We start from the raw sequence: 19,589 nt of genomic DNA on the forward strand, positions 1-19,589 counted from the left end.
TCTCTCAGTGGGTGCCGTAACGTGCGACGAAGCTCGCCCAGGCGCGACGGTAGTCATCCTCGCGGTCCACTTTGGTGAAGGGCGGATGGAAAGTCTTGGTGGTTGTCGAAAGGCCGTTGTCGATTTTCCAGGATATAGTGAGCGGGCTCGTTTCGTCGTTCGTTTTACGGGCCTCGCGCAACTCCTTTGCGCCGGGATCTTTTCTGGTCGTGTTGGGCAGACGGCGGCCCTTAACATCATATTCGTCGGCGTTCTCGTACTGGCGCATCACTGGGAACTGGACTCGGTAGATGGTGAGCAGCTCGTCAAGCGTCATACCCAGCGACTGCGCCACCAACACATCAATTTCCAGAAGTGCCTGACGCCGCGCGAAATCGGATCGAAGTGCGCAACCACGCTCCCACTTGGAAGATAGGTGAGCCCAATGCAACTCATCCTCATGCGTCAGCCGCGCATCATCGATCGCCCAATCATCCTCCCTCATCGACTCGCTGAAATTGCGCATCCAGAGGGGAGCGTAATGGTTGGTTACACAAGTGAGGCGAAGAAGACGAGCCTGCGCACGGAAACTATCTTCGTCCGCTAAAATGGGAAGGGTCTGGAGTGTGTCATGCCGAAGATTAGATTTGCCTGACATTCTGACAATGAAGTCAACAATCACAGAGGCGGTTGATGCTGCAAATGCCAGCAACTTCTTCTCTTCTAAAAACGCTATCGAACAAAACGCGGATATGTGGGTGGCGCCTTGCGGCAAAATAAATGGCACAAGCGTTCTAACGTGTCCCGACTGAACCATAACCTTGTTAGCGTACCTGAATCTTTCAGTAATGATTCGTGGTAGGAATATTCTTTGCTCTTCGCTTGGAATGCCTTGGATTACCTTGATGTCACGGTCATCGCTACTTTGACGATCAGACCTTCCGCCCTGTCCTCGCAGAATGCATGAGATTTCGTCCAGTGCGTCCTCCCCCAATTCGCTAAAAAAGGCGTACTGCTGAGTTGGCCTCTGTTCACAATTTGCGGCCACTTCTCCGTACAGAACTAGTGGTTCACCACACAATTGCTCCCAAGCGCTTAGTTCATCCTTTTTGATCGGCCAAAAGCCGGGAAGAGCCGGTCTTGGCCAAGTCGGAATCGCTCTGACGAAATCACTTTCGAAATCCATCGAAATTCCCGGCTTGTACACTGTGCGGGGCAGGAAAGAATCGGTGATCTCTGTCAAATCGACCAGATCGTATTGATCCTTTTGAATACAGGTAGACCGAGCTGTTTTCGCCCATGGTCTTGCAATGTTAATGATCGGTCCAGAAACAACCATTTCTTCAGCTTTAGAAGGCTGATAGCTAGGCCGCTCTTGCCTTGTGATCAATCCTGCCTTCTGGGCGTTGGATTCGTGAAACATCTCTGAATAAAAGTAGAGCCCTCGCACGTTGCTCAGACGGAGGTTATAACGGCTGATCCGGTCGATGACGGATAAGATCGGACGGCCCTGGATTTGCGGAAGGCGAGCTTGAGCGGCGGGCGTAGTAGAGTCTTCGAACAGTGCGGCAAAGTTGGTCAGAGCAGCTTCGGTGATATCGATCAGCCGATCTGGATGTCCGGCAGTCTCCCAGCTTCCACTATCCGACTTAATTCCAGGCAGGGAAGTGCGTGAGTGGATCGGCGCTCGACAGGCCTCAATGGTGTCAGGGTGATATAGGTTGAACGCTGCCTCAAACGCAATGTCACCTGCTGTGCCGTTGAAGACATTGATGCTAAAAGTCTTGTGATGATAGACGTCTGGGAAAATGAGCAGCTCGTTCTTGAATTGGAAATGACGCGAGAGCCGCGAATAATATGCGTCGCGGAATGCTCCTCCTTTAGGATCGTCGAATATGCCCTCTGGGTGGATAAGACCTGCAACACCCCGCTCGCTAAGCAGATCCCAGCTCCGCTCGATGAAGTTCAGGTAGAGATTTGTCTGGACACCTGCCAGATTCGGATAAAGCGTCCGGTCGTTCAAGAAAGCTGATACGCCTTCTCCGATTTCAAACACCGCCCGATATTCGACCTTGCGTCTATGATTGGCCAGGAGTGTGAATCGTGCATGATTTAACGCGGCGCTCCTTGCTCCACTTGCCCCCAATGATGGGTCGAATTCATAGAGCAGCGGTGCGTCGTTCCAACCCACTTTGATCCAGGGCGGATTGCCGACCATCAGGTCGATGCCGCCCGGCGCGGGCAGCCCCTCTACCGCCGGGCCGAGCAGCTCGGTGAAGATCAGGCTCCAATGTTGGAAGTGCTGGCGCTCCGCCAGCTGCCGGCCGACCTGCAGGCAGGGCATGGCCTGGCAGAGCTGCTCGACGTCGGGCAATTCATCCTGTGCGGCAGTAAACAGCGCCTCAAGCTCGGCCTCCAAGCCCAACTGAACGGCCAGCATGGCGCGCGCCTCCGGTGTTCCGATTTCCGTACCGGTCAGGATCTTCACTGCAGCGAGCCACGCCAGTCTGTCCGGTAGGTCGCCCGATCGCTTGAGTGGCCAGAAGTAGAACGCGCACCAGGTATCCATGACGAGCTTCAACCGCTGAAAGGCCCCCGAGCTTCTTTCGAGCGTCCGACGAATCTCCTCCTGTTGCTCCAGCGTCGGCCCTGCCTTGAGCGCCTCATCGCTACCGGCCGGCTCTGGCCAGACGGTCGCAGTGCAGGCGGTGCGTTCGAGCGCGCGGGCGCGGTCGCGCGCATAGCGTTGCCACAATTCGTCAATCGCGCGACTGATTGCCTTGCCGGCAGTGATCTCCGCCTCCGACCACTTCTTCCTGACCTGCTTGCTACTCCAGTCGTTCCCGACCTTGCATTCCTCGGGCCAAAACTGCTTCATCAGTTTGTCCCGACACGCAGGGACCATATCCTGACCCCAAACTAGGAAATGGTAGATCTCGTTGTCCTGGCGAGGCTCGCCTGGTTTCAGCGCGCGCGGGGCCGCTGCGTCCTTGCCGAGGTGCTCGCCGTCGCGAAGTTGCTCGCTTGTCCACACCGCGCGCCGCGCCCCGATTAGGCTGTTGCCGGCGCGCAGCCGTAGGCCGAACCAGGGGACAGCGCCGACACGGTAGCGGTCAGGTTCCGCGCCCTCGCCTTTACGAACCAGCAAGCGGTGCATGCTCCCAAGCCATAAGGACAGGCCACCCAGTTCTACCGCAGTCGGATTGAGATCGACGCCGTAGACGTTACGCGTAGCGATGAAGTGCTTGGTGCGCCGCAATTCGTCTTCGTAGCGACCGGGCTCGATGACCAGACCTGTTTGCGCCTGCTTTAGGCGTAGGTATTCATGGGCGAGCTGGTCACACATCTCGTTGATGAAGGCGGCCGAGCCCATTGCCGGCTCGCAGATCGTCAGCGACAGGATGCGGTCGGCATCCTCCGGGCCAAAGCCCTTCAACCGCTCGTTCAAGACCTCGCGCACTAGTGTGCGGGTCAGGATCTCCGGCGTGTAATAGGAGGCGGAGTTGACCCGATCCATCCCGTTCAAATGCAGGATGAACTCCCCCCTCGGATAGATCCGAGCCTGACGCGTGCGGCGTTCGACTACGATCTCACCCGGAGCAAAATCACCCGCACGGGTCTCAGGCACGAACCAGGTTTGAACATCCGTCGGAATGTCGTCATCGAAGACGAGCTTAACGCCGTTGGTAGAACCGTTCGAAGGGGCAGCGGCGTCCTCATCGCGGTCCTCTATCTCTTCTTCATCTGAGTCCTGCTCGATGTTGTCTTCGTCAATGTCTGAATCGATTGCCGCGCCCCGCGCACCCTTCTTATCGAGAGAGCGATGGACCTGGATCAGGTTCTCGCGGGCGAAGAAGCCCGAATACGACAGCAGGCCTTCGTAGACCGCGCCGAGCTGCACGATGCCGAGTTCCGCATAGTTGATGCGTCCGATCGACCTGTCTTTCTCATCGGTGCCAAGGCTAAGCGCACGGATGACCCTTTGCAGGCGGAGGTTGGGCAGATCGGCGCGATCGAGCAATGGCGTGGCCGCGGGATCGAACAGGGTCGCCGTCAAGGGGCGGATGATGAAGGTGTCAGTCGTTCCTGCCCTGCTTTCGATCACCTTGCGGCCGACCTGATCGAGACGCAGCTGTTGCGGCTTTGCCGACAGGCCACCAAACAAGGGAAGTTGCTCCGGCTTCACCGGCGCCCAGGGTTCGGCCGCGTTGGCCGTCGCGGGCACGCGAATCGGCTCAAAGCCCCTGTGGATCAGCGAGAACAGCCGCTTCAGGTGGGCGTGGTAATAGGTGCCAGCTTCTGCTCCCACCGGCATCTCGCCGGAATCGGCCAGGTCGCGCAGGGCCTCCAGGCTGTAGCCGAGGCGATAGACATCGTCGTTGATAGGAAGAACGCCCAGTTCGCCGCCTCGCGCCTCGGCGTAGAGGCAAAACAGAATCCGATAGACGAACACCAGCGCCTCGTGCCGCAGATGCTCGGCGGTGATGTCCCGCTCGCCATTTGGCAAGGTGGGCTCCGCTTCGGCGAGGCGGGTGTAGGAGAGCTTCTTGGCACGCCGGCTGTCGACCCAGCCATTGCAGACCTCTTCGATCGCGCGCCGGACAGCCCCCTGCAGTTTGGTTGAAACCACATGGGTGAATTTATGACTCTGGCTTTCGAGCGTGTCGTGCAGGACCGTCGCGTTCTCGCCGTCAGGACACAAGGTGTCCTTCGAGAGCAGCGCAGCCATCGCATCAAAAGCAGACGTCTCCTTACGTCCAAAGGCGTCGTCGAGGTCAAAGCTGACCCAACGGCCTTGCGCAAAAGTATTGCGGTCGAACAGATGGATGGTCGAGCCCGAGAGCAGCATCACCCATCGGGGGCTATCCTCTTCCCGCAGCAAGCGGCCGACGGCTTCGCCCCACGATGCTTCAAGGCTTTGCGTACCGTCGGGAGCGGTGAGAGCGGGTACCGCCTCTTCCAGCGGATCCTCGGAATTCCAGTCCGACGGAAGCGCAGCCGCTGGCAAGCAGAAAGGCGTCTCCGCCACTACCAGCCACGGCTTTCCGTAACGCGAAACCTGCGCCAGAGTTGGCAACACGGCCTTTTCCGCGGGGAGGAGCAGTGGAGCGGGAGCAGGCTCATAGCCGAGCGAGCGCAGCAGCCTATCATGCCAGCCTGCGAGCTCCGGCTCTTCGGCATGCGACCGGTGCGTTGTGACGTCATGATCCAGCGCCTGAGACTTTGCCTTAAAGTAGGTGTCGCCCAAGGCCTGCAGGCGCCTTGGCACCGACCGCGAACCGAGGTCGCGCCAGGCCTTCAGCGGCTCGGCGATGTCCCTGGCGAACTGGGCTTCGAGATAGTGGGCGGCGTAGTATTCGCCGATATTATTGATCGCGGTGTCGAGCGGCATCAGCGGACCCCCTCGATGGCCAGAATGAGCCGAGTTGTCGGCTGGTCTGCCGCCTCAAAATGCGCGAGTCTCCAGTTCAGGTTGCGGTCCTGAACATATTTTTCGGCTTCTTCGAGCGACTGCCGGGCACGGATGGCCTGTTGGCTGGTGGGGCTCAGATCGGCCAGTTGATCGTTGATCCGATCGCGGCGCCGCGCGAGCCAGTTCCTCAGTCGCGATTCTTCTTGTTCCAGCATCGGCCGTAACTCGGACTGACGCTCGTGCTTGCGCGTCTGCATTCGATCCAGGCTCTGATTGACAGCGGCTGCGACAAAGCCCTTGAGCAGCGGCTCCGGCATCGGCCCGCGCCGGCCGGTATCGGCGAGATCATCGAACCGGGCTCTCGCCAACGCCTCCTTTAGCGGCAGCAAGTCAATCCGGCCGCCCCTCGCAATGAACACGGCGTGAGCGTCGGCGATGAGCGGCGTGCCGGCTCGCGAGCTGACTTGGCCGATGAAGCAGAAGCACATTTCGCCTTCGGGTAGATATGGCGAGGCAATCATAGGCGCCTCGCCGCGTGGCATCAACATCATCAGCCGCTCGGCCAGCCAGCGCATGACGGGATGAAGCTCCGTGAGCAGCAACTCGTCACTCCATTGGCCCCGCAGCGCCCGCGCCGCGCGGATCGCCGTATCGACCCGGTCGGGATCCATGGTGAGTCGAAGGCGCCCATCCTCGGGCCAAGCTTCCTCGGGGATTGCGGTCGCGCCGAATACGACCTCGCGCCCAGGTTCCGGCGCACCAAGACGGCGCCGCAGGTCGGACGGCGGCGTGAGCAGGAACTGCTGGGGCGTCTTTTCAATCGGGTGGTAGGACCCATCGCCCGACATCTGGCTCAGCAGCGAGAAGCCCTCCTCGAGGAACCGGACATTGTTGTAGAGGCGGACCCTCGACGTATCTTCGATCTTCTCTGCCGGCTCTCGTATCAAGGCTTTGTCGTCATCATCGAAGAGATCAGTCAGCTCCGCCATGGCCTGATCCGATGCTTGCCGCAGCATGTCCTCGACACCCGAGGATCCCGGGCGATTGCCTTGCGGTGGGTCGAATATGTCCTTGCTACCGCCGAGCAGGGCTTTCTCGGCGACAAATTTCTCCTCGCGCTCGGCATCATAGAGCTTCAGTACACTCTCACCACTACGCGCCGTTCGGTTGATCTCCTCGACCTTCTCGACGAGCCTACTGAATACGGCCTGATCGCCCTTCAATTCACCCACTTCCGTTAGCACCATCAGATACCGGATTTCGGGGACATGGTGCTGGCCATATCGATCGATCCGACCGTTCCGTTGTATCAGCGTGATGATCGACCAAGGCAGATCATAGTGAATGATATGCCAGCACTGGTGATGCAGATTGACGCCTTCGGACGCCACGTCGGTGGCGATCAGCAGGCGCATTGCGGCGTTGCCGGTCCCGAAGGCTTCGATCGTCTTGCCGAGCCAGACGTCCGGCATCCCACCGTCGATCGTGGCCATGACCTGGTCTGGTTGGTCTTCGGGCTTGGCCGACCAGGGCAGATCGAAGCTCTCGGCCAAAGCCTTCGCGAGCGCCGACTGGGTGACCGTGCTCTCCGTGAACAAAAGCACGCGTGGACTTGCCGGGCCGCCGTCCCAACCAATCTGGCGCAACTGCTCGATCAACAGCAGATACCGTGTGGATTGTTCGATCGAGAGGGCAGTCAGCGCGTCCTTAAGGGCGTCCAAGGCCGCGATATCGCTGGCGTCGCCGTGCCTGCTATGCAAGCCCGCGAGGCTGTTCTCAATGGTCGACAGGCAGGCTTCCGGACTCGAGAGAAAGCGTTTGTACAATCCCCAACGCAGAATGGCGCTGCGATCGCCTTCGTCCATGCTCCCGCGAAGCTCCGCGAGCCGCCGATAGATTGTCTCTTCCGCTGGGCTCGCCTGCTTTGCGGTTTCACGCAAGGCAACAACCTGACGATCGCGAAAATTTTCGCCGGCCTCATTGCGTATGTCTTCCTTGAAGCGCATCAGGAAGAATGGCTTGATGTCATCGGCGGAGTATTGCTGAAACTTCGGATCCGGAATCGCTGATGGATCGAGCAGGGAAATCAGCCGGCCAAAAGTCTCGCGTTTTCCGTTGTGAGGCGTCGCCGTGGTCAGCAGCATGCTGTCGGCCCGGCGCGACAAGAGTCTGGCGAGACGGTAACTGTAGTTCCGTTCCGGATTGGTCGCACCCGCGACGTTGTGCGCCTCGTCGATGACGACAACATCCCAACGCGTATTCTCCAGGAAGTGACGGTAACGGCCAACGTCCTTGAGCGTATCCATCGAGATGATGATGCGGTGATAGACCTCGAATGGATTTTTCGACGCCGGAATGCGCAAGCGCAAGCGAGCAAGGCCCACCGAGTCCAGTCTGACCAGCGGAATGGCGAAGCGATTCCACAGCTCGGCCTGGAACTGGGTCAGCATTGACTTCTTCGCCAGCACCAGAATCCTGTCCGCACGCCCCCGGCGAATCAACTCGCCGAGAATCATTCCGACCTCGATCGTCTTGCCCAGGCCGACGGCATCGGCAAGCAGGAGACGGGGCCGCATCTGCAGGAGCGCCTTCTCGACCGCCTTCACCTGAAAAGGTAGCGGCCGAAACGCGCCGATGCCATTGACGTCGGGATGAGCCGCCGTCAGAGGCATCTGCCGCAGCTGGGCTTCAAGGAACAACTTGGCCCGCTGGAAGCCGTGGCTGCTGTCCCTGACCAGCCTCGTATCACCCGGGTCGATGGGTATGACTTCGTCAAGGTCGGTGACGAACGCGGCCTCATGGCCGCGGACCATCTCATCTGCGCCAGTGCAGAACGCTATCTGAGAGCCGGTCGAGAAATCGACGCTGTGGACCCTGGTAACAAGCCATTCTGCATCGCGACAGAGAACTCGCATGCCGGGGGTTAGCGGGGGGGCGGGGGATGACATGGGCGTCGGATCAGTTCCAGTCCGGCGGACGCTCGGGGGCGTCGGCATTTGGGTAGGACGCACTGAGGCTCTCGAAGGCAACAAGACCGAGCGCAGACGTATTGAGCAATTTGGCAACAGCCTCGTTGATGGCACGATCCGAAATAGTGAGTAACGTTCTTTTACCTTGCTCGCGGGTTACTCGATTATCTTGCTGGGAACCAACTCTCCCATCGCAGCTAAATTCGATGCCTAAACGACGTTCGACTTTTGACTTGCAGAGGAACCGTAATTCGTGGTCGTCACCCTGGTTTGGGAGTCTCTTGGCATCTTGGGAGTCCTCCGGGGGAATGAGCCGCTCACCTTCTGCATAACGAAAAACGATCGCGGTCGGATGAACGTAGCCTATAAACCGCGTCAAGCCCGATTCGGAAAGCAATGTGTCTTGGCCGTCGATTTTCACGTGCAACCCCCCCGTGTACGGTATAGCTATCGTCAGGCGGTGACAATCCGTGTCACCCCACCCCGGGGAGGGCCATGTCTCTCGAGAAAGCCCAACAATTACTGGAGCTTGCGACTTTCGTACCATTCCGCTGCCTGGGCGTCACTTTAAATGAAATCGGCGACCGGTTGGACATTTCCAAGCGAGCGGCGCAGCGAATCCTGCACACTCTGGAAGTGCAATTTCCGGACACTCAGGCCACTTTTGACGACAACGGCCACAAGCGCTGGCGGCTACGAACCGGAGCGCCGCGCGATCTTGTGACGCTCGCACCTGACGAGCTGGCCGCACTCGACCTATCGATTATGACCCTCGAAAGAAATTCCTTGGACGTGAAAGCTGATCAGCTGGCACCTCTATATGTGGGACGATCAGGTGATGTTTCGGCACCTTGGCATTGCGAAAATTGCTCGAGCATTCAGCAAATAGACTTTCCCGCACTGAAATAGCAATCTCGATGACAGCTTTTGACACCCCGTACGATTAATTACGTCGGCCAAGCGTGAAGCTACGCGCTAGGACTTCGGAGTTCATATGCCCGCCTATTTTGATGACCCGAGAACGCAGATCATCGAAATTCAGCGCAATCTGCGGGATCGTTACCGGACGCGTCTGTCGATCATAAAGGAGCTCATCCAAAATGCGGACGACGCAGGTGCGCACACGATGGCGCTCAAGCTGTGCTCTGGTCAACAAGATACAGCAAATCCCCTACTAAGGGGGCCGGCCCTCCTCATCGTCAACAATGGCAGCTTTAGCGTCGAGAATGAACGCGGGATTCGAACGCTATCCGCGACAAGCAAGGCGGAAGATGCTGGATCGGCGGGCCGTTTCGGCCTTGGCCAAAAAGCAGTGTTCCACGTATGCGACGCCTTCATCGTGGCGCCGTTCGGGTATTCCTCACGCTTCGAACCTTTCATCGTAAACCCCTTCTACGGCCTCGAGGAAACGCGACCCCAGACGGACATTTGGGAGAACCTGAGTGAAGTGGCCGGTCACCTTAGGCGCTACATCGACCCGATGGTCTTCGCAGGCCCGCACCTCGCACTTTGGCTTCCCCTCAGGCGCGAAGACATCGTGCTGCCTGCCGGACGGTTCGACGAGTGGATGTTCGAACAACAAGATTTGCTTGCGGAGATCATGCATAAGCCGATGCTGGCTACCGTTTTGTCTGCAGCCAGGCATCTCCAGCAAGTAACTATTTGGGACGATGGTGGCGCATTGCTATCGCTCAACCGTCAAGGGCCAAACCTAGCACGGCTTTCTCCGGAGGATGCGGGATCGATCCCGAACCGTGCTGCATTTGCGGGTACTGTGCGCATCGACGAGCGACTGAGGAGTTTTTCGTCGATATTTTGCGCCCGCCAAGCGCTGTCCCACGACATTGCTTTTCGAGAAATCAAGACCCGCCAGGGCTGGCCGCAGACCTGGACACTCAACAACAAGCTAGTTCCGGAAAAGGCGGAGCCCCATGGCGCCGCTTTTCTGGTGCGGCACGACCAGACTGAATCCCGAATTCTAATTCACTGGGGAGTATTCCTTCCGACAGGCGAAGAAGCTCAGGTCACAATCCCGATTAGCAATCCGGGCGGGAGACCGATCGATCTGTACCTCTTCCTCCATGGCTATTTCTTTGTCGATTCGGGGCGTCGGCAAATCGAGGGATTTGCAAATTCAGGCGGGATGTCTGCCTCCGCTTACGCCGAGACCTGCATCGAGTGGAATCAGATGGTGCGCGACCGAGTCACACTGCCGCTTTTGCCAAGCCTGCTAGTTGACGCGCTTCAGAACGGCATTCTTGACGAATCTGAACTCACCCGTGTCGTCAGCGCGCTTGCTCATGACCTTTGGTTTTCGCAGCACCGAGCCGCAATCGCCAGCAAACAACAGCTTGGCGAGGTTTGGGAAGGAGAGCGCCTCTTGTGGCGTGCCCTTCCGAGTGAAACCGGACTGCGACCCCTTCCCGCCCTACTGTTATCACGTCCTGAAACGCTATCGCGGTTGTTCCCGGAACTGATCTCGTTCGCACGCGACCGGAATTTGGCGCTGGTTAGCGCGAATCCCGGAACGGTAACGTGTCTGGGAGAAAAGGAACCCGGCTGGGAACCTTCTGAAATTGCCGATCTCCTGGACTTCATGTCTCCGACTGTCTTCAAGAATAGAGCCCTTGCCGAGGCTCTCCACACGTTCCTAGACGGAGTCTGCCCTGCGATTCCTGGCGAAAAGATTGGACGTACGCTTTGCGGCAAGTTGAGGCGAGCGATGTCTGGCGAAGGCACATTCGCTGAAGCTGACACAATTGCGGGGATTCTTTGTCACGTCCCGGACCGGCTCGTCGTCGGCCTCTCCGAATCGGCAGCGAGCGCTGACGTTTTGCGTATACTTGCGAGCACCGGCCAAGAGCCGCTCCCGGTGAAGCAAGCGTGGCTGCAGGAATCGCACCGATCGGTAATTCCGGATGAGGGCGCGCTTGCAACCATGTTGGGTGCCCTGCAGTCGCAGATGCGCGGCGCACAGCTCGAGAGGTCCGCGCGAGCCGCAGTAGAGCTAATCCGTGCAAGCGGTCGCTTGCTTTCAAGTCTGGCGTCCAGCCCTGCCTTCCGCGATATTGCTGTTTTTCCTGTCGCGGAGGAGCCCGGCGATGAGCGACGGATCCTTTCCCTCGGCGACCTGGCCGACCTGAGTCGCTCCGGCCTGCTGTTTCAGCGACAGGGCCTCACAAATATCAATCTGAAGCCGGTACTCACTGCTCTTCCCGCGCTTAAGCTATACCTGACAACCGATAAAGATTTGGTGCAAGCCGTACTCGGGCCCGATGAGGGAAAAGGCACACTGGACGTGCCGCGAGCCGTGGCCTTCGTCAACGACTCGATGCAGTTCGCGGACGCGAGCGACCGCGTTGGCCTAGTGGAGTTGTTGTGCAAGCACTGGGCATCTTCCGAGCAATATTTCATCGCAATGCGTAGACTCTTGACTGGAGCCCCAGAAGCCGGAACGCATGCCACTGTGTATCGGTGCCAGGATCCCGAGTTGGCGGAGTTTGCAGAGAACTTGCTCGCGTCCGATCATACGGCCTACATTGCACACGGTGAATTGACGGATCGGCTCGCGGCCTTTCAGTCGACGGCAATCGGCCTTCAACAATTCGATGCACTCGCGCTCGAATCGCGCCTTGAACGAGCGCTTGCGGTAGGTCCTGTCCCTAAGGTTACGGCGCGACAGGCGGACAAGCTGCTCACATCCAGCGTTTCGGATGGTTTGCTAAAACGACTGCCGATGCATCAGCTTGAGGATGGCTCGGCCGTTGCCATCGATGAGACGGTCTGCCTTGTCTCCGAACGGCCAATTCCGGTCTTGTTGCGACCGTTCATGAGGCGTGTCCGCTCCTCCAGAGATCCGGAGGCGCGGAAGCGACAGGAACATCTGATTTCTCCGCATGATGCAGCAGCCGAATTGGCCGCTGCGCTCGGCGCACCCAATCCAGCTAGTTTGACCGTCGCCATACTGGACGCCATCGCCGACCTTGAGATGCGCGACGGTGCTTTGTACGAATCGCTTCGCGAGAAGCTTCGCTCAACGGGTTGGCTCGGCGTCGGAGGCCAGAGCGTCCGGCCTGATGAGATCCTCTGCCTGCCCGATCCAATCAGCGAGGCGGCAAATGCCGCCCTCGGGACAACTGGTGATCTCGCTTGGTATCCACAAGCCGCCCTTTCAAAATCGGTGCGCGATCATCTCGCCTTTTCGCGATTAACCGCTTGGGTGCTGCCCAGCCTCACCGAGTCCCTCGATAAACTCGCGCTGCTGATCGACTGTGCCGCTCTTGTCGGACTTCCTATACGCTATGAGGCCGCCGGCGCTGCTGAGACCGCCAAGCGTGACCTCGAAGTGCTTGCATGCGCCGATGTGCGGTTGCCGCTCCCAGGATGGCCACTTGCAGCCGCGCTCCTCAAAGCGCAAGTGGCAGACCATATCAGGGCCGAGGGCTGTCTCACCGTCTTCATCTCAGCTGCTGACGACGACTCGTCTCTGCTCGCGGAAACCCTCGAAACGCTCGCAACGCATGCTGAAGACTTCGGCAGGGTGAGTGAGGCAGCGAGGAGGATTTACAACCGGGCATTTTGCGACCTCGCCCTCAGCAGCACTGTTAAGAAGCGAGCCGTTTTCGGGCAAATTCGCGTCCCGACCATAGCTGGGACATGGAAACCTGCCAGCGAGGTGGCCCGGGACGGCGCTGGCCTCGCGGCAGAGTGCTTGTTACAGGGCAATCTCGCCGAGCCTCTGCGACGTGCCGAAGCCGAGCTTGACAGATCGACGTCACCCGACGCCGGACCGCGACGCACCATGCTCGACGCACCGGTCCCGCGGTTACCGTCAGGAGCGCAGGAGCTCGACCAAATTTCAGCGAAAGGTCACCGTGAATTCATTGAGCACTTCCGCAATCGAATTCCAGCCGAACTAGCGCTTATGTATCTGGCGCTTGTTGGGCGATTCCCAGGAATGCAGGAGATTGCAAACACGTGGGCGTTGGACGCGGCGGTTATGCCCGATCTCCTGGTCCAAACAATCGACAAAGAGATCGACCCGTCCCTACACCGAGTGAGTCTTGAAGCTGAGCTCGAACAACGACGCTTCGTTGTAGTCCCGGTCAAGGACGACCGGGTGGAGGCCATATCTCTCGCTGGCAACCCGTTTACCGCGACGACAGTTGGCGGCGCCGAACTTCTTGTTGGCAATCGCCATACGATCGGGGCAAAGCACCGCCTGGACGACGGTCGCACGCTTACTGTGTTTTCGCTTCAGCTTCGAGATGGTTCCGGACTCGATTCGCACCACGCGATCGCATCAACAAAGAAGCTCATTCGCTCTATCAGCTGCGATTGCCTTTGGCTTTCTAGCGACCAACAGATGCGAGCGGTTGACGCTCTTCTCGATCGCTTCAGTCGCACGTCGCAAGTCCTTTTGGATCAGACCAGAGCCATGCTTCGCGAACGACTCCCAACAATACTTGAGCCGCTGAAGGCAAGGCCGGATGACGCCCTTGGACGAGCATTGCAGGAGTACCGTGATGCCGAGCGACGCCGGCTGGCACTCAGCACAAGCTACAACGAACGCCAGGCCTCTGAGGAGACGCTGTGGAATTCGATTACTTCAAGCCCTGCGGCTTGCGGGACCTTACTGCAGCTCGTCCGCGCTAAACTCAATGAGCTCGGTTACGACAGCCGCCGTGTAATTTTAGAGCTTTTTCAGAATGCTGATGACGCAAGCTGGCAAGCCGATGATCGACAGAATGCCCGTGGCTTCCGTCTGGAAGCATTCGTGAGCCACTTGCGTGTGGTTCATTGGGGTCGACCGATCAACCACCGAGGTGCGGATGCGCAGTTTGGCGACGCGAGAGGTTACGATCGCGATCTTGTAAACATGCTGGTACTGAACTTTTCCGACAAGCGCCCAGAAGATGGCGTAACCGGCAAGTTCGGACTCGGCTTCAAGTGCGTTCATGGGCTCACCGATTCGGTCGGTATCGCATCAGGGCTGATTTCACTCAGAACGTTTGGAGGCCTATTACCGCATTCTTGGCCTGAGGGCGTCAAGGAGGCGGAAACCTACCATCGTAACACCACTGCCACTATCATTGATATTCCATATGCTGCTGGGCAGGGGCTGAGCGGGCGTGAGGCCGTTGAAACCTTTCAAGGCGCCGCTCCTTATCTGCCCTTATTCGCAAAGGCTATCCGCCACATCGACATTCAGCATGATGCCAGGCCTTTCACCCAGCGAATTGGCAGCGATTCCGAAATTTGGGGCGTCGACGGCGTTCGCTATGTTAAAATGGAGGGAAGTGCTTCGTTCTCGGCGCTGAGATTTGATCTCGGCGAGGGATACACTCTCGTCGTAAAGCTCGACGAGACAGGCCCGTTGTCCTTTCCCGATGGCGCGCCGCGACTGTGGCACGTGGCTCCTCTTGATCAAAAGATCGGTTCCGGCTGGTTACTGAACGGCCCTTTCCCACTTACGCCGAGTCGCGCCGAACTCCACGGAGATTCCGAAACCTTGTTCCGGCGCTTAGGGCAAGCGCTCGGAGAGAAGCTAATTCTCGTTCATGCCGCAGCAGCGACAGATTGGGGCAGCTTTGCCGCCGCTCTCGGCTTGGCGATCGAGGATGCTACTCCTGTCCTCTTCTGGAAGCAGTTGTGGAGTCTCTTTCGCCTCGACCTGGATGATCAAATCGCTCGCGAGTTGCATGCCGAAGGAGGCGGGCTGGCAGCGCTGGCCGCCCGAGCCTCCGTCGTGCCATCCAGGCTCCGCGCGCCTTTCCAACAGCTCACCGGCGCATCTCTAACAAGAGGTTACCTTGCCGACGCACTCAAGGACAACGAGCTTCTCGGATCCATTCAAAACTGGCCGACGGTAATGGCGGCTTCGGGAGAGTTCATTTCCGAGGAAACCGCACGCGATCTAGGTAAGCTTGGGTTCGATCGCCTTCAGCCGATTACTATGACTGCGATTCTTCAACGTGAGTTCGCGTCGGTGCGATCTAGGGTCGAGGTGCAGCACGCGAGGCAGCTAGGCACTGTTCTGTCGAAGTCCACCATCGTCCACCAGCCCCTCGCCACAGAGTACACCAGCCTGCGGAGGCAAGTTAGCGTCGCGCTTTTCAAAGATGTGAAAGGCGATTGGCGTCCAGTGAGTGAACTTACAATCTCTCAAAGCGGCGATAGAGCAGAAGTCCTTCGATCGGCGTTTGCGCCTCCCGAGCGGAAGCTTTCAGACGATTATAGTGGTGAGGCCCTTCAATTTGTTGAGCTTGCCCGCCAGGAGTCTGGCTATTCACCTCGGCCAGAGTTGATGCAAGCATGGGCCGAGCGCGCGCACACGAAATCGACCCAAGTCGCCGTCCTGCGCTATTTGATCGAAATCGATACAGGGCAGCTGCAACGTCGTATTCTCGCGTCTCCGCCTACATGGCTCTGTCCGCTGGACACCATAGCGGACGGCCCGCTCACGATCGGCTGGAACCGAGATGATCAGAACAAGCTCCGTGCGGTGCTGCGAAACTTCGAACGTGAACCGCAGCTGGTTACGCCGCCTGACGACACTCCAACGCAGCGGCTTGAGCCAGAGCGGGTGCTCGACGCAATCTGGTCGTGGTGGGAGCAAAATCGTATCGAGGAAATTGCGAAGTATGAACGTGCGGTCTATCCCTCCGCCTGGGAACGACAGAAGCTCGCTGGCTGGCACGATCGACAGGCGTGGTTCACTCTGTTCGCGTTAGCTGCGTTTCAGAATTTTGGAGGCACTCAGGACGGACAGCACAGGAAATTCGTGGAAGAAGGTTTGCAGCAGGGTTGGTGGGCCGAGCTGGCGCAGTCACGGCCACCCGAAAATCCCGAGATTTGGCTGGCCCGCTTAAACTCATGGTCTGCTTCGACATTGGCCGATATCACGCATTGGCGCTGGCGTCGCGCCCTCTTGGATCTATACACGATCGCGCGTTGGCTTCCAGAGTACACCAGGATTCTCGAGCTTCTCCCACGCGTGCTGGAGAGACATCGTTCGGTTCGGCTCTCGGATGTGTTTACGCCGAGCTTCTCTCCAATTTGGCAGCAGGCTGGCATCGACGCGGCTCCGCTCGTCCGTACGCTCGGGATTGGCGTCAACTGGCTGCTACGCGAATGTATTCGACTTGGGATCTACCAAGACGGTGCAGCCGGACTTGCGGCGTCTTACAGTTGGGCTACCACAGGACGGCTCCGTGCGTTGGTGATCCGGCGGCTTGGCGCTCAGCTTGAGGACCGACCGTCGATGGATGCGAGCGTTTTAGTATCGCAGTTCATTAAAGCACGTGTTCCGGACAAACACAGGGAGTACCTAGAGAAGGACCTCGATTTACCGCTCCAGTTGGTCACCCTTAAGCGCAATTGGCCGGCGCTGGAGCGATGCCTCGCGTTGGGTGGCATCCAAGGTGTTCCGGGTGTCGGACGCTGGGAGGGCGACGACTCTGAAGACGATTCGTTGGAGGCAGCGGAATGACCAGCGCATTCAATCCGGGCGCGACGGTACGCCATCCACAGCATGGAGCCGGCGTCGTCGAATACCAACGCAACGACTTGGTCACGGTCGACTTTGGTGGGCAATTGCAGCGCGTCGAGGCTAGTTCGCTTACGCCAATCGAGAGCCTTTCCACCGCACTGGCTGCTGCGCGTCTCGACGATCCCACTGCCACGCTTCTGCGCGCCCAAGCGCTTGCGATCACATCAATCAACGACCAGTGGGGCGTGTTCTCGCGCTCTCGCGTTCAGATCCTTCCACATCAGCTATGGGTTTGCCGGCAAGTGACGAGAACCTGGCCCTTCCGTTGGCTGGTTGCCGACGATGTTGGCCTAGGCAAGACGATCGAAGCGGGGTTGATTCTGATGCCCCTGATCGCGCGTGACAAGGTAAAACGCCTCCTCGTCCTCGCCCCGGCCAAGCTGGTGCCGCAATGGCAAGGCCGGCTAAAGGCAATGTTTGACATCCGCCTACAGCGCTATTCGCCGTCTATCGACGGTGTCCGCAATAGCTTCTGGGATACGGCAACGGCGGTGGTCGCCTCTTTTCACACCTTGCGGCATGAGGGCGACAAACGCGAACGTCTTCTTGAAGCAGAGCCGTGGGACCTCGTTATCGTGGACGAGGCGCATCATCTCAATTGCGATGAACGAATAGGTGACACCCTTGCGTACACTTTGCTCGCGGAAATGCAACAACGAGGTCAAATCAACTCGCTGCTGCTCTTCACCGGAACGCCGCATCGTGGCAAGGATTACGGCTTCTTCGGCTTGATGCAGCTATTGCGGCCGGACTTGTTCGATCGCGAGAAGGACCGCGCAGAGCAACTGCCGCATTTGCGTGAGGCCGTTATCCGCAATAACAAGGCAACTGTCACCGATCTCAAGGGAGACCGCCTGTTCAAACCGGTCACGGTTTCAACTCGTGACTACCGATACAGTCTCGCCGAAGAGGAGTTCTACCAGACCATTAGCGCATTTATCGTCGACGGCAAGGCTTATGCAGGCGCACTAAGTGGCCGGCAGCAGACAGCCCGCATGTTGGTTCTGATCACGCTACAGAAGCTTGCCGCGAGCTCTATTGCCGCAATCCGGAGCGCACTGACGAAGCGGCGCGATAAACTATCCAGCCTGGTTGCTGGGGCTACCGCTACACTCAAGGACCTTCCGGACGGCGACACAGAGCTGTTGGATGAAGATATTGCCGCGACCGATGTTCAACTTGTCACAGACGAGATCGAGCGCCTGGACGAATTGATCGCGTTGGCGAAACGGGTGTCGGCAGAGACGAAAATCACACGGCTCGTCAAGCTTCTCGACGACGAGCTTCCGTCCGGTGAACAGGTCCTGTTGTTCACCGAATACAAGGCGACACAAGCGCTTGTGGTAAATGCCCTGCAAGCTCGATTCGGGCACGGCAGCTGTTCGTTCATTAATGGCGAGGAGCGGCTCGAGGGCGTTATCAGCCCCTCTGGGCAGACCGTCGCGCTAAGCATCGCGCGTGACGCCGCAGCGGACAATTTTAATTCAGGCAAAGTCCGCTTCATGATTTCGACCGAGGCGGGAGGTGAAGGTATTGACCTTCAGGAGCGCTGCTCAATCCTTATCCATGTAGACATGCCATGGAACCCCATGCGGCTCCACCAGCGGGTCGGACGCCTTTCCCGCTTCGGCCAGAAGGCGGAGGTCACCGTCTTCCTACTTCGCAATCCGGATACCGTCGAATCCCGCATCTGGGACTTACTCAATGCGAAGTTACAGCGCATTCAGGCCGCTCTTTCGAACGTCATGGAGGAGAGCGAAGACATAACGAATCTTGTCATCGGTATCGCGGGCGAGGCACTTTTCACCGATCTGTACGCTGGCGCCCAAGGGCGCAGCGACGACGGCTTGAAGCACTGGTTCAACCAGAAGACAGCGACCCTTGGCGGAAAGGATGTGATCGACACAGCGCGAGATCTCTACGGCAACGTAGCCCGATTTGATTTTCAGGGCGTCGGCCGGGACGTTCCCCAGGTGGATCTGCCGGACCTGGAGGCCTTCTTTATTGGTGCCCTGCGCTCGAACGGCCGTCGCGTCACTCGAGATGCCGAGGGCATCACGTTCAAAGCGCCGGATGGTTGGCGCAAACAATCCTGGAGCGTTACCGAAAACTACAGCAGGCTTGTCTTCGACCGAACGCTTAAAGACGAAGGCGCAACTGGTCGCATCCTGGGCGTTGGCCATCAGCTCGTGAATCTTGCGCTGGCACAAGCACTGGAGGCGGATACGCACGTTGCTTCGTTTCTGGACCTCGACGCTCCCATTTTGATCATGGTGGTCGAGGATGGCATCACCGGAACTGGCGCTTCAGTGCGCCGGATGATTTTCGGAATCCGCGATGCCGTAATCGCTCCGATGATCCTGCGCGATTGGGAACTGCTGCAGCTGCTAAATCGTATCTCTCCCGGCCGCGCATCTGTTGCGGGGGCCCCGGCCGCGACGAATCCCACCGCTACAGCCCTACGCCTCGCTAACCACTTCCAACGCAATTTGCCGCAGAGCACCGAATTGTTTGCGCGCCCAGTCGCTCGCCCTGAAATGCTGTTGCTTCCGGCGGGGAATGCGCAAAATGGAGCAGCCGCGGGCTCGGCGCCTCAAGGCGCGCCTGATGAGTAGGTCAACATGTTCTTGGCGTGCAATTTCGACGGTCTGCGATCATCGCAAGCGAGATCCGAGAA

Annotated in this window: 6 protein-coding genes; 3 read left to right on the forward strand and 3 right to left on the reverse strand. The window is 58.6% G+C overall.

Translation table 11 applies throughout. The features are described from left to right. Positions 1-4: 4 nt before the first annotated feature. The 3 genes from QW887_RS32725 to QW887_RS32735 all read right to left on the reverse strand — a co-directional run bounded on the left by QW887_RS32725 (position 5) and on the right by QW887_RS32735 (position 8,782). On the reverse strand, positions 5-5,371 hold the full coding sequence (locus QW887_RS32725; RefSeq protein WP_316195977.1) for a hypothetical protein: 5,367 nt from the start codon (positions 5,369-5,371) through the stop codon (positions 5-7). Then, entirely contained in the window at positions 5,371-8,205 is a 2,835-nt protein-coding gene (locus tag QW887_RS32730; RefSeq protein ID WP_316195979.1) for an SNF2-related protein, read from the reverse strand. Before QW887_RS32730 ends, QW887_RS32725 begins: the two co-directional genes overlap by 1 nt. Before the next feature lie 145 nt (positions 8,206-8,350). Further along, complete coding sequence (locus QW887_RS32735) at positions 8,351-8,782, reverse strand: hypothetical protein (RefSeq protein ID WP_316195981.1); 432 nt, start codon at positions 8,780-8,782, stop codon at positions 8,351-8,353. A gap of 74 nt (positions 8,783-8,856) precedes the next feature. On the opposite strand from QW887_RS32735, the gene QW887_RS32740 reads away from it, so the two are divergent. The 3 genes from QW887_RS32740 (at position 8,857) to QW887_RS32750 (ending at position 19,527) form a co-directional block, all read left to right on the forward strand. Beyond that, positions 8,857-9,270 (forward strand): hypothetical protein, encoded by a 414-nt coding sequence (locus QW887_RS32740; protein WP_316195982.1) that lies wholly within the window; start codon positions 8,857-8,859, stop codon positions 9,268-9,270. 85 nt (positions 9,271-9,355) lie between these two features. After that, positions 9,356-16,852: a sacsin N-terminal ATP-binding-like domain-containing protein gene (locus QW887_RS32745; protein WP_316195985.1), complete on the forward strand. Its 7,497-nt coding sequence runs from the start codon at positions 9,356-9,358 to the stop codon at positions 16,850-16,852. Then, entirely contained in the window at positions 16,849-19,527 is a 2,679-nt protein-coding gene (locus QW887_RS32750; RefSeq protein WP_316195987.1) for a DEAD/DEAH box helicase, read from the forward strand. Before QW887_RS32745 ends, QW887_RS32750 begins: the two co-directional genes overlap by 4 nt. Positions 19,528-19,589: the final 62 nt, after the last annotated feature.

The organism is Bradyrhizobium sp. SZCCHNRI3052 (assembly GCF_032484895.1).
Lineage (GTDB): Bacteria > Pseudomonadota > Alphaproteobacteria > Rhizobiales > Xanthobacteraceae > Bradyrhizobium.

Bases quoted from the DNA above. Each gene is read 5' to 3' on its own strand.
- QW887_RS32740 (WP_316195982.1), top strand. From the start codon at position 8,857: ATGTCTCTCGAGAAAGCCCAACAATTACTGGAGCTTGCGACTTTCGTA.
- QW887_RS32750 (WP_316195987.1), top strand. From the start codon at position 16,849: ATGACCAGCGCATTCAATCCGGGCGCGACGGTACGCCATCCACAGCAT.
- QW887_RS32725 (WP_316195977.1), bottom strand. From the start codon at position 5,371: ATGCCGCTCGACACCGCGATCAATAATATCGGCGAATACTACGCCGCC.
- QW887_RS32745 (WP_316195985.1), top strand. From the start codon at position 9,356: ATGCCCGCCTATTTTGATGACCCGAGAACGCAGATCATCGAAATTCAG.
- QW887_RS32730 (WP_316195979.1), bottom strand. From the start codon at position 8,205: ATGGTCCGCGGCCATGAGGCCGCGTTCGTCACCGACCTTGACGAAGTC.